Here is a 12657-nt window from a genome sequence, read left to right on the forward strand (position 1 = left end):
CTGCAATTCAGACTCGCTGACGTCCTCCGGGGTCAGGGCCGCGCGCACGTCGCGCTTCCAGGTTTCCCGCGTCATGGTGTTTCCGATTTTCTCGGCGGTCTCGAGCTGGGTTTCGCTGTCCGCCATGGCGCGCTCGGTCGCCGCGCGCGTTGAAATCAACATCCGCTCGGCGACGGCGATTCCCGCCGCTTCCTCGGCATTGCCGGATTCTTCAGCCCTCTCCCGCGCTTCCGACAGCTCCTGCGCCGCCTGATCGAATTCCGCCTGCGCTTGCTCGGTGTTCATCCGGTCGGCCGGATTCAGGCTGAAATCGCCGAACAGCGCCAGCATCACGAAGAAGATAAGACTGGCGATCAGATAGAGGCGGAACGGGGCGACGAAGCGCGCGCGTTCGCCGGCCAGGTAGCGGGTCGTCACATGCCCCGGCCGCCACATCAGCGGGGGGATCGTGTTCAGGACACGGCCGTCCAGCGCGAAAAGCCCTTCGATAACCTCTCCGGCCAGGGCCCAGATCGGGCGCCGCAGATCGTCATCATACTGGCCGCAGGCAAAACAATACGGCCCCTCCAGCGGCGCCCCGCAATTGGCGCAGTGTTCGCCCACGCGGCTGCGGCCGCCCTTGAGCTCCGACCCCACGGCGTCCGCCGTGACGGCGGTCTGGGCCGCATTGGCCGCTTCTTCCAGTGCGTCACCGGTCATTAGCCCCTCCCCCGATTACAAGGCGCGCCGCGCGCGAAATGCGGGCGCGTCAGCCCCCGGCCGCGTCCGCTTCGGCCTCCGACACGGCGCCGGCCGGGGCGGCGTCTTCGAAGCACAGATAGCGCGAGCGGTGAATATCCACCACATTATCTTCCCAGCCGGTCACTTCCGGGCTGACCAGGTTCTTGGTCACGAAATACCACATCGGGATGATGGGCATGTCGTCCAGCATGATCTGCTCGGCCTCATGCAGCAGCTGCGCGCGCTGCTCCATATCCAGCGTGCGGTTCGATTCCTCGATCAGCGCGTCATAGCGGGGATTGGAGTATTTTCCGTAATTCATCTGTCCGGTCTTGGTCTCCAGCAGATAGAGGAAATTGATCGGATCGTTGAAATCCGACGCCCAGGCCGCATCGCCCACATCGAAATTTCCCGCGCGCAGATTGTCGTAATGGATCTGCGTCTCGACGCCGGTAATCTCCACGTCCACCCATTCGGCGATGTCCTCCCAGTCGGCCTGCACCACCGGGGCGACGCGGGGATTATCGCTGGTATTGCGGTGAGTGTATTCGAAGCGCAGGGGGTTTTCCGGGCCATAACCGGCCTCTTCCAGCAGCTCCCGCGCGCGCGCCTTGCGCTCGTCCATCGACATATCCCACCAGTCCACCTTCGCGCCGTCGCCGTAATTGGCGATGCCCGGCGGCACCAGGCCCGGCGCCGGAAGCTGACCGGTCTTCAGGATCTCGTCGACCATGAACTCGCGTCCCAGCGCCATGGCCAGCGCCTGGCGCACCCGCGCATCGTCGAACGGCGGACGCTGCACGTTATAGACGTAATAGACCGTCGCCAGGAACGGCGAGACCCGCACATAGCCCGGCAGCTGCTCGCGCAGCTCCTCGATCTTCTGTCCGGGAAACTCGCTGTTGATGTGCAGCTCGCCCGCGCGAAGGCGGCGCACGGCGGCGTTATTGTCGTTGGTCGGGTAGTAGTAGATTTCGTTCAGGCAGACATTGTCCGCGTCATAGAACGTCTCGTTCTTGGCGACGTGAACATAGTCATTGGTACGCCACTCGGTCAGTTTGAACGGCCCGTTCACCACCACATTGCCGGGCTGGATCCAGGCCGCGCCATATTCGTCGATCACGTGCCGGGGCACGGGAAACGCCGTGTGATGGGTCAGCAGTCCGGGAAGATACGGGGCCGGATATTCCAGCTCGATCCGCAGGGTCTTCTCGTCCACCGCCGTCACGCCCAGCTGTTCGGGGTCCATCGCCCCTTCGTTCACCGGCTGCGCGTTCTTGATGACATAGAGAAGCGAGGCGTATTGCGACAGCGTGCTGGGGTCCATGATCCGGCGGAAGGCGAATTCGAAATCATTGGCCGTCACCGGCGTTCCGTCGGACCACTGCGCGTCGCGCAATGTGAAGGTCCAGGTCTTGCCGTCGCTGGAGACGGTATGATTCTCGGCCATGCCATAAATCGGCTCGGCCTGCGCATTGTCGGTATAAAGACCCACAAACATGTCGCCGATAATGGCGTCTTCCCATTTCCCCGCGGCCTTGTGCGGGTCCAGGGACAGCGGTTCGGCCGTATTGCCGCGATGCAGGATGCGTTTATCCGCCGCCTGTTGAGCCAGCGTTTCTCCGGTGTCCTCGCCGCCGCCGCAGGCCGCCAGAAACAGCGCGCCGGCCGCCATGGCCAGTCCGAATGCATTCCTGTTCATCGTTTCCCTTTCTCCGCACATCCCAAGGGCGCCGCCGGCTTTGCGCCGGGAGCGTCGCCTAATGCTCTTCCCCGATTTGGGTGAAGATAACCCTAAGCAACGATCATGGCATAGTTCGGACAGATCTAAAGAAACGGCCCGGACAAAACCTGTCCGGGCCGTTGTCTGTGCCGTAAAACAGACCTGAAAGCGGCTAGGCGTCTTTCAGCTTCTTGGGCGGCATGGGAATGAAGCCGCTGGTGCGCCGCACATATTCCTCATAGCCCGGGCGGGAGCGCTTGAGCTTGCGCTCCAGCAGCGGCACGCCGCTCCACTTGACCAGAAGATAGGTCAGCACCGCCGGACCGATCACGCTGAACAGGCCGGGCGTTGTTTCCGCCGCGATCAGGAACAGGCCCCACCACACGCAGGCGTCGCCGAAATAGTTCGGGTGCCGCGTATAGCGCCACAGCCCCTTGTCCATGACCTGGCCCTCGCTGGCCGGATCGCTCTTGAACTTCGCCAGCTGCCAGTCCCCGACCGACTCGAAGATGATTCCGATGGCCGCCAGCGCCGTACCGATCCAGGCCAGCCAGCCCAGCGCCGCGGGCTCCGCCGCCACCTGTCCCAGCTGCACCGGCAGCGACACCACCCACAGCAGGATGGCCTGCAGGCCGAACACCTTGGTCAGGCTGAACAGGTGCACATTGCCGGGCGCCTTGTTCAACAGGGCGACATAGCGCTTGTCCGCGCCTTCCTTGCGCCACCGCCAGAACAGGTATCCGCCCAGCCGAAGCCCCCACACGGCCGTCACCGCCAGCAGCAGCGCGGAGCGCGCGGCCGAGCCGTCGGCGATCAGATAGGTCGATCCCGCCATGACGATAAATCCGATCGCCCAGAAGGAATCGATGAAGCTGACGTCCTTCAACGGAATGCTCAGCAGCCACAGCACGAACATGCACGCGCAGATGACGCCGAAATTGATGGCAAGAATGCTGACCGCTTCCATGACGGCTCCCCCTTGTTCCCTCGGTTTCCTACCGGCCCGTGCTGACCTTGCCGGCCTTCAGGCCGCGCGCCATCTGGCGCTCAAGCCATTTCGGATCGCGCTGGATATTGGCGCGGACCTGAACGGCCATGGCGTCGGTATCCAGTTCGTCCAGCTTGTGCTTGATCGCGGTCAGACCGACCTTGGCGATATCTTCCGGCCGCTCCTTGGCGCCCTCGACATGCTCGGCCATGCGCGTATCCACCGACCCCACGATCAGCGCCGCGACATGCGTGCCCTGATCGGCCAGTTCGGCCCGGATAATGGTGGAGGCCGCGCGCGCGGCGAACTTGGACGGGCTGTAGCCGCCCATGTTCGGCACCGCGACGATCCCGCCCGCGGACAGCACGTTCACGATGGCGCCGCCGCCATTGGCTTTCAGCACCGGCGCAAAGGCGCGGGACATGTTCAGGACGCCGAAATAATTGACCTCCATCTCCATGCGCGCCTTGGAAATGTCGGGCGAGCCGATCAGCAGGCCGTGCAGGAACGCCCCGGCATTGTTGATGATGATATTGACGTCCGTGGCTTCCTTCGCCGCCGCCTCGATCTGGCTCTCGTCCGTCACGTCCAGCTTCAGCGCCACAACCGCGCCGCCAAATTCGTCCACCAGATGTTTCGCATCGTCCGGATTGCGCGCGCCGCAATAGACCTTTGATGCGCCGGCCGCGACCAGCGTGCGGACAAACCCTTCGCCAATGCCCCGGTTGCCCCCGGTGACCAGCGCGACAGACCCCTTGATGTCGGTCATCGGCCACCCCCCATCAGATAGAGAATATCCTCGGGCTTTTTCTGGCCGCGCACGACTTCCTCGGCTTTCGGGTCGGGCAGGATCATGCCGCCGGCCCAGCCTTCGTTGGAATCCATGTCGCGGTTCCATTCCCAGCTCATGCGCCGGGCCGCGATGCGCCAGTCGCCGTCGCGCTTCTCGAACCGGTCCACCGTGCGCGCGCAGGTCAGCGTGTCGGTCTTCTTTCCGTCCAGCTTCATGCGCGCAAAGGTCAGGATGTAGGATTCGACGATGGCGCTCTTGCCGTCGTCATTCAGCTCGACAATGCAATTGCACAACAGGTGAGTCATGCCCTTGGCCAGCGCCAGCCCGTCGGAAATCTTGTCCAGATAATCCGCCGCCGAACCGTCGAACGTGCCGCCGTGATGCTCGGTCGCGTCCGGATGGTACATCGTGCGCAGCAGCTCCACGTCGGCGCGGTCCACGGCGCGGCTGTACAGCGCCATCTTTTCCTGGATCGCCTGCTTGTCGATAACGGCCTGAATGGCCTTCGGATCAATCTCTGACATCGGGTCTGCCTATTCGTCGGGTGTGATGATGTTGGCCGCCATCGGGTCGGCATAAAGCCGGTCAATGTCGTCGGCGCGCAAATTCTTGGCGATGGCCTGGTTCACCGTGCCCTTGTCGGACAGCTCATGCGCTTCCGGGTCGGGCGGACGGGTCAGGAACATCAGGCGTTTGACCTGGGCGCTCTTGCCCGGATTTTCGTCATTATGGCTTTTCAGGCCCGCCGCGATGTGCGCGCTGACTGCCGGGTCATCCAGCAGGCTGGCCGCATCGGCGTCCGGCTTGCCGGCGATTTTCTGCAGGCCCTTGGCGTCCGGCCAGGCCAGGATCGCGACATAGTCGCGGTTCTCGCCGCAGATCACCGCGTCGCTCACCGCCGGGGCCAGCGCCTTGACCAGCTGGGCGCGCAGGTTTCCGCCCGCCACCCAGGTCCCGGTCGCGAGCTTGAATTCCTCGGCCAGACGCCCGGCAAAGGCCAGGCCCTGCCTGGGATCGTTCTCGTCGATGAAGGTAACCGTGTCGCCGATCTTGTAGAAACCTTCCTCGTCGAAGATTTCCTTGTTCTTCTCCGGCTGGGCGTAATAGCCGGACATCACCATCGGACCCTTGAAGCGGATCTCGTAGCGGTCGTCAGCCGGGACCAGCTTGATCGTCAGGCCCGGCATGGGCAGGCCCACGCCCACCTTGTCGGTCGGCCAGTAGATCGCCATGCAGCCCGAAGCCGTTTCCGTCGCGCCATAGCCGGTGGTCATGAAGATGCGGTGGCCCGTGGTTTTCACCGCCAGGGTCTGCAGCCGGTCCAGCACCGGTTGCGGCAGGCCCGCCCCGCCATAGAGCATCATCCCCAGCTTGGAGAAGAACGTCTCCCGCAGTTCGTCATCGGCCTCCAGCGCATCGACCAGCATGGCGTAGCCGGTCGGCACATTGGTGAAATATTTCAGCGGGATTTCCCGCAAATTCCGGATTGATTCATCGAACAGGCCCGGCAAGGGCTTGCCGTCATCAATATAAAGCGTGCCGCCGAAAATCGCCGCGGCCATGGAGGTGAACGCCCCCGACACATGGCTCCACGGCAGCCATTCCAGCAGCACGTCGTCCCAGCCCGAAGCTTTGCCCAGCGTCTGCCAGCCCTGGCTGAGATTGGTGATCAGCATGCGCTGGGTCTGCATCACCGCCTTGGGCCGCCCGGTCGAACCGGAGGTCAGCATATAGGCGGTCGTCGCGTCCGGATCGATCGAGGTGATGGATTTCTCCACCGCATCGGTCACCGGCGTCGACAAAACCTCGTCATAGGCGACCGCGTCGCAATCCAGCGCGTCCGGATTGCGGCTGACCACCGTGACCCCGGACAGGTCCATCGCGTTCAGCGCGCCGTTCTGCGCCGCCCCGTCCTCGGCGAACACCACGGCCGGCTTCACCAGGTCGAAGACATATTGCAGCCGGTCATAGGAGCCGGGAATACGGGAATAATTGATGCTGACCGGGCTGACCGGGACATGCGCGGCAAACGCGCCATAGCGCATGGTCGCGTGCGCGATGGAATTGCCCGACAGGATCATCATCGGGCGTTCCGCCGGGATGTTATTGTCCAGCAGCCATTGCGCGACGGCGTCGCTATCGCGTTTGACTTGAGAAAAAGACCGCATCCGCCATGCGCGCTCGCTTCCGGCGCGCTCGGCGAGATGCGGTTTATCAGGCTGGAGGGAGGCCTGACGAGCCAAACCGGCCGGCACGGAGTCGGCCGCGATTTCGATGGGCGTGTTGTGGCGGATCAGAATCTCGCCATTGTCCCGGCGCTCGACGTCCAGATCGACATCCGGCAGCGGGACCGGGCGCAGCGGCGCGCTTTCCGGCGCCTTTACCTCTTCACTCACCATATCTCCTGACGGCTTCTTATTGCCGAGCCATTTTCAATATTGTCTGCGTCGCCTGAAAGATGTGCGGGGCCGGTCACTACCGGACAATGACCAGCCCCGCCTGAAAGAACGTGCCCGCCTAGAAGCGCGCGCTCAGCTCCACGCCATAGGTTGCCGGCGCGCCGTACCGCGAGAACTCATCCCCGGCGAAGGGAATGATGCCCAGACGGTACAATTCGTCGGTCACGTTCTTGCCCCAGATTGCGACTTCCCAGTTGCCATCCTGCGGACCGAAGGAAACCCGGCCGTTCAGCAGGCCATAGGAGTCCTCGAAATTGATGTTCTCCGGCAGCCAGAAGAACTCGTCCTGCCAGGAATAGGTCGCCCGCGCGCCCACCATGTAGGTGTCGTTCACCGGCTGCTCGAAATCGAAGCCGACCGTGTAGGAGAATTCAGGCGTCCGGTTGATCTGGTTGCCCGAAAGGTCCCGTCCCGTGGAGTCGATGAAGTTCTCGTACTCGGTGTCCAGGAAGGACGCCGTGCCGAACAGCTGAAGCTGCTGGACCGGCTGGAACACGGTCTCGAGCTCGACGCCGTTGATCTTGGCGTCCGCGGCGTTGGAGACCACCAGGGTCAGACCCGTATCGTCCAGAACCTCGACCTGCAGGTCGCTGAAGTCCGTCTTGAAGACGGAGGCGTTGAAGCGGAAGCGGCCATCGGCCCAGTCCGTTTTCACGCCCGCCTCATAGGTCCAGGCGGTTTCCGGGTTGTAGGACAGCAGCGCCGCGGTCTCGTTCGCCGGCTTGCCCTGCCAGCCGCCGCCCTTGAAGCCGCGCGTGGCGCTGGCATAGGCGAAGACATTTTCCGTCGCGCGCCATTCGGCGGCGAATTTCGGCGTCAGCTCCGACCAGTCGTCCTCGGTCTGGATGTCGAACTGATCTTCGGCCGGGCCAAGCGGCGCCACGCAGAAGATCGCGCCGGGCGCGCCATAGTCCAGGCAGTTGACCTTGTTCTCGAGTTCCTTGTCGTCGACCGTGTAGCGCAGGCCGGCGGTCAGGGTGAACGCATCGGTCACGTCGTAATTGACCTCGCCGAACGCGGCCAGGTTCTGGGTCTTGGCGGACTGGGTATAGATATAGGTCCCGTCCAGGACATCCCCGGTCGTGCCCGGTCCGGCGAAGGCAAAGGATGTCGCGCTGTTCGTGTCCTCGCGGTTCGTGGTCTCGTTGTAATAATAGAGACCGCCGATCCAGTTGAGCGGACCGGACGAATTGGAGGTCAGGCGCAGCTCCTGGGTGTAGGCGCTGTAATCCTCGTACTGGCCCACAATCGAGTCCGTGAGCGATGGCGGAGAGGTCAGGCCCGACTGGGAGAATTTGTCGGACGCGTTGCCGTAGCGCCAGGCGCTCAAGTAAGTCAGCGTCGCCCAGTCCAGCTCGTAATCGAACCGCGCCGTCAGGCCGTAGGTCCGGGTTTTCTCGAACAGGTCGAACGGGTGGTTGGACGTGCGCACATCGTCGGTCGCCGGACCGCCGAACCCGCGCACCGTGCCCGGTCCGTCAATGCTGACCGCGTCCACCGGATAGCGCGACTGGCCGTCATTCTCGGTATAGGACCACTCGCCGGTCAGCTGCAGGCTGGCGCGTTCGTTGAAATCAACGTCCACCGCGCCCCGCGCGCCCCACTGGTCCAGGTTCTCCAGCTCGTCGCCGGTCATGATGTTATCGGCATAGCCGTCGCGGCTGGACTGGAAGAAGGCCAGGCGGCCGGCGATGCCGTTGGCCAGCGGCCCGGTCACGTAACCGTCCGACTGGATCGCGTTGTAATTGCCGTAGGAGGCGGAAAGCGCGCCGCCGAACGTGTCTTCCGGGCGCGCCGTGATGAGGTTGACCGCGCCGCCGACCACGTTCTTGCCGTAGAGCGTGCCTTGCGGGCCGCGCAGGACTTCCACGCGCTGCAGGTCAAAGACCGGCGGCGTCGCCGTGCCGCGGCGGCCGATATAGACTTCGTCGATGAACAGGCCCACCGACGGGTCGGCGGAGGCGCTGTCCAGGCGGATCGTGCCGATGCCGCGGATGATCAGTTCCTGCTCGGTCGAGTCCGCTTTCTGGAAGGAGAAGCTGGGCGTGCGGTCCGCGATCTCGGAAAGATCCTGGATCCGGCCCTTCTCCAGCTCTTCGGAGCCGAACGCGGTCACGGCCACCGGAATGGACTGGACGCTTTCGGAACGCTTGGTCGCGGTCACGACGATCTCGTCGATCTGGGCGCTGGCCGGCGCTGAAATCAGCGCGGCAGAGAATGCGATAGCGGCGGTGCTGACGCCGCGAAGTGCGATGGTTTTCGCCTGAGACTTCATATTTTCCTCCCCCGCCCGGATGGCTGCTTCGCCGGGCTCCCTATGGGTATTATTGTGCAACTCACGGAATTGATAAGCGGCATGCGCAAAGCCTGTCAATCGAGACATTTTCGCACCCTTGAGCTAAATATTTGATTTAACTGACATTAAATTTTCACAAGAAAGTTTTTTCTGAAATTTTCTGTGCAGCATCGCGGGTTTTTTCGGCAACCGCCTTATCCGGCGCGCGCGCCCTGAAGCCGGGAAGCGCCCCGCCGCGCGCGCTGCCGGCGCAGGTCTTTTGCGCCGGCCTCCGGGCGCTCCGCAATGGCCGGCCACGACAGGCGAAACGGAATTTTCTCCGGAACGCCGCCCGGGCCGGATACAGGTCCGGGCCTCTTGAAGGTTTTATTTTGCAAGCTACGATCCGCGTCCCATTACAGACGGAGCGCCCGTGTTCGACGTTCAATCCTTCAAGGCGAAACTTCGCTTGCCCGCCATTGCCGCCCCCATGTTTCTGGTGTCCGGCCCCGACCTCGTGATCGCCACCTGCAAGTCCGGCATGGTCGGGTCCTTCCCCGCGCCCAATGCGCGCGACGTCTCCATCCTCGACGACTGGATGAGCCAGATTTCCAGCGCGCTGGACGGCGATGAGGACGCCGCCCCGTGGGCGCTGAACATGGTCGTCCATTCGTCCTATGACCGGCTGGACGATGAACTGGCGCTGGTCAGCAAATACAAGCCGGGCGTGGTCATCACCGCGCTGGGCGGTCCGCAGCGCGTGATTCCCGCCGTGCATGATTATGGCGGCGCGGTCTTCGCCGACGTGAACAGCCTGGCCTTCGCGAAAAAGGCCGCCGCGGCGGGCGCGGACGGTCTGGTCCTGGTCTCTTCCGGCGCCGGCGGCCATACCGGCGAGATGTCGGGCTTCGCCTTTGTCGACGCGGTGCGCCAGTTCTTTGACGGCCCCATCGTGCTCGCCGGCTCCATCGCCACGGGCCGCGCGGTGCGCGCCGCCGAAATCCTGGGCGCGGATCTGGCCTATGTCGGCACGCAGTTCATCGCCGCCGCCGAGAGCATCGCCGATCCCGCCTATAAGGAGATGCTGGTCTCCGCGACCATTGAGGATATCCAGCGGTCGGACGCCATCACCGGGGTCCCCGCCAACTGGCTGAAACCCAGCCTGAAAGCGGCCGGCATCGATCTGGATCAGCTGAAGGCGGCCAGCAAGGGTCCGAACTTCAAGGACGCCGGGAATCCAGCCAAGGCCTGGAAACATGTATGGTCGGCCGGACACGGCGTCGGACAGATCGATGCGATCCGGCCCGCCGCCGACATCATCGACCAACTCGCGAGGGAATATGACCACGCAAAAACCCTCTAGCTCCGGCGGCTTCCTCTCCGCCCTGTTCGGCGGCGGCAAGGCGAAGGGCGGCATACCGCTCAGCCCGCCCGCCCGCGTGAAGGACTATTACAAGCGCGGCTGGTGGACCGGCCGCACCGTTGACGACGTGTTCCGCGAGGCCGTCGCCGAAAGCGGCGATGATCCCGCCATTGTCGATCCGCTGAACCGCGCCGACCTGCTGGGCAGCGAGCCGCAACGCTGGTCGTTCGGCGAGCTGAACGGCCGCGTGAACGCGCTCTGTGAGTGGTTCGCCGCGCAAGGGCTGAAGCGCGGCGACCGCGTGGTCATGCAACTTCCCAATATCGTGGAGGGCGTCGCCGTCTTCCTCGCCTGCGCCCGTTCCGGCCTGATCCTCAGCCCGGTCGCGGTGCAGTACCGCAAGCACGAGCTGGCCCAGATTCTGCCGCTGATCGAACCCAAAGCCTTCCTCACCGTCACCAGCTTCGCCGGCCATCCTTACGCGGAGGGCGCACTGGCCGCCTGCGCCGCCCACGCGCCGGACGCGGTCGTCGGCTGCTGGGGCGATAACGCGTCGGAGGGCGCGGTCAGCCTGGATTCGCTCGGGGCCAGTGACGCCGATTCCGGCCCGCTCGGCGGCAAGGACATCGACCCGAACGAGGTCCTGACCATTTGCTGGACGTCGGGCACGGAATCCGCGCCCAAGGGCGTGCCGCGCCATCACAATCACTGGGTCTTCAACGGCGAAATCATGCTGGAGGCCGCCACGGTGAAGAAAGGCGAGGCTTTCTTAAGCCCCTTCCCGATGATCAATATCGCCTCCATCGGCGGCATGGTCATGCCGTGGCTGATCGCCAAGGGCGTGCTGGTCCAGCACCACCCGTTCGATCTCGGCGTCTTCCTGCGCCAGATCGCGCAGGAAAAGGTCGTTTACACCCTGGTCCCGCCCGCGGTTCTGAACCAGCTCCTCAAGGCGCCGGAAATTCTGGAGAAGGCGGATATTTCCTCTGTCCGCCGCGTCGCCTCCGGCTCCGCCCCCCTCGCCCCCTGGATGGTGAAGGGCTGGCAGGAGGAGCACGGCGTCACCGTCATCAATGTGTTCGGCTCCAACGAGGGCGCCTCTCTGGTCACCACCGGCGAGATCGCCCCGGACCCGGAAACCCGCGCCGCCTATTTCCCGCGCTTTGGCGATTCCGATGTCTGGCCCAGCCGCGTCGGGACCAGCGTCCGCACAAGGCTGGTCGATCCGGAAACGGAAAAGGACATCAAGAAGCCCGGCGAGAAGGGCGAGCTGCGCATCGACGGCGCCATGACCTTCGACGGCTACTGGCGCAAGGACGGCATCGACACCTCCTGCTTCGACAAAAAAGGCTATTTCCGCACGGGCGACCTGTTCGAGCTGGTGGACGACAAATTCTACCGCTTCGTCGGCCGCTCGAAGGAGATCATCATCCGCGGCGGCGTGAATATCTCCCCGGCGGAGGTCGAAGCCCTTGTCGAGAGTCACCCCGCCGTGCGCGAGGCCGCCTGCGCCTCCTATCCCGACGAGCGGCTGGGCGAGCGCGTCTGCGCCGTCGTCGCCCTGCATGAGGGTCAGTCCCTGACGCTGGAGGAGCTTACCGCCTTCCTCAAGGAGAAGGAGCTCGCCGTCTACAAGCTGCCCGAGAAACTCAAGACCGTGGACGCCCTGCCCCGCAACTCGCTGGGCAAGGTGGTCCGCCGCGAACTGAACGAGGCCCCGTAATGGCTGATCCCGTCCATTTCTATTTCGACTTCTCGTCGAGCTATTCCTATTTCGCCTATGACCGCATCGGCGCGGTCGCGGGCAAGCATATGCGCGACCTGGTCCACCGCCCCATCGCGCTGGGCGCGATCTTCAAGGAGCGCGGCCACGCTCCGGACATGCCGGGCACGGACAAGGGTTCATACATCTTCCATGACGTGGAGCGTCAGGCCGCCCTGCTGGGCAAGCCCTACGCCTGGCCCAAGCCCTTCCCGTATAATTCCATTCCCGCCGCGCGCGGCTTCTACTGGCTGGACGCCAATGCGCCGGACCTCGCCCAGCCCTATGTCGCGGCGGTTTTCGAGACCGTCTTCGGCAAGGGTCAGGCGGTCGATGACCCGGGCACGCTGGCGGACGTCGCAAAATCGGTCGGCGCAGACGCCGCCGCCTTCAAGGACGGCATCGCCGAGCCCGCCATCAAGTCCCGCCTGATCGAGGAAACCGAGGCCGCAAAGGCCAAGGGCGTCTTCGGCGCCCCCAGCTTCACCGTCGGCGACGAGTTGTTCTGGGGCGCGGACCGTCTCGATTCCCTCGACGCATGGCTGGCGCAGAACTAGGCCAAAGGAGGCTTTAA

Annotated in this window: 10 protein-coding genes; 3 read left to right on the forward strand and 7 right to left on the reverse strand. The window is 64.1% G+C overall.

Going from position 1 to position 12657, the window contains the following annotated elements:
* The 7 genes from H2040_RS01160 to H2040_RS01190 form a co-directional block, all read right to left on the reverse strand.
* Window positions 1-699: DUF3667 domain-containing protein (locus H2040_RS01160; protein WP_287153598.1), on the reverse strand; the 699-nt coding region annotated here is incomplete at its 3' end.
* A 49-nt stretch (window positions 700-748) separates the two neighbouring features.
* Window positions 749-2422 carry a peptide ABC transporter substrate-binding protein gene (locus H2040_RS01165; RefSeq protein WP_287153600.1) on the reverse strand — a complete coding sequence of 558 codons (1674 nt, stop codon included), beginning with the start codon at window positions 2420-2422 and terminating at the stop codon, window positions 749-751.
* Between the two features lie 193 nt (window positions 2423-2615).
* Window positions 2616-3410, reverse strand: coding sequence for a DUF1295 domain-containing protein (locus tag H2040_RS01170; protein ID WP_287153606.1), 795 nt, complete (start codon window positions 3408-3410; stop codon window positions 2616-2618).
* Between the two features lie 28 nt (window positions 3411-3438).
* Window positions 3439-4200, reverse strand: a complete 762-nt coding sequence (locus H2040_RS01175) for an SDR family oxidoreductase (protein ID WP_287153608.1) — start codon at window positions 4198-4200, stop codon at window positions 3439-3441.
* Window positions 4197-4748, reverse strand: a complete 552-nt coding sequence (locus tag H2040_RS01180; protein ID WP_022697505.1) for a nuclear transport factor 2 family protein — start codon at window positions 4746-4748, stop codon at window positions 4197-4199. Before H2040_RS01180 ends, H2040_RS01175 begins: the two co-directional genes overlap by 4 nt.
* A 9-nt stretch (window positions 4749-4757) precedes the next feature.
* The gene (locus H2040_RS01185) at window positions 4758-6620 is read right to left on the reverse strand and encodes an AMP-binding protein (RefSeq protein WP_287153612.1); all 1863 of its coding nucleotides are present in this window, start codon (window positions 6618-6620) and stop codon (window positions 4758-4760) included.
* Window positions 6621-6741: 121 nt separating this feature from the next.
* Window positions 6742-9066: a TonB-dependent receptor gene (locus H2040_RS01190; RefSeq protein WP_287153614.1), complete on the reverse strand. Its 2325-nt coding sequence runs from the start codon at window positions 9064-9066 to the stop codon at window positions 6742-6744.
* Window positions 9067-9391: 325 nt separating this feature from the next.
* On the opposite strand from H2040_RS01190, the gene H2040_RS01195 reads away from it, so the two are divergent.
* The 3 genes from H2040_RS01195 to H2040_RS01205 are packed head-to-tail and all read left to right on the forward strand — an operon-like array spanning window position 9392 to window position 12640.
* Window positions 9392-10321 (forward strand): NAD(P)H-dependent flavin oxidoreductase, encoded by a 930-nt coding sequence (locus H2040_RS01195; protein ID WP_022697501.1) that lies wholly within the window; start codon window positions 9392-9394, stop codon window positions 10319-10321.
* Entirely contained in the window at window positions 10299-12044 is a 1746-nt protein-coding gene (locus H2040_RS01200; RefSeq protein WP_287153617.1) for a class I adenylate-forming enzyme family protein, read from the forward strand. Before H2040_RS01195 ends, H2040_RS01200 begins: the two co-directional genes overlap by 23 nt.
* Window positions 12044-12640, forward strand: a complete 597-nt coding sequence (locus H2040_RS01205) for a 2-hydroxychromene-2-carboxylate isomerase (RefSeq protein WP_287153619.1) — start codon at window positions 12044-12046, stop codon at window positions 12638-12640. The genes H2040_RS01200 and H2040_RS01205 overlap by 1 nt, the downstream gene beginning before the upstream one ends.
* The last annotated feature ends 17 nt before the right edge of the window (window positions 12641-12657 follow it).

Source organism: Euryhalocaulis sp., from assembly GCF_013911995.1.
Classification (GTDB): domain Bacteria; phylum Pseudomonadota; class Alphaproteobacteria; order Caulobacterales; family Maricaulaceae; genus Euryhalocaulis; species Euryhalocaulis caribicus.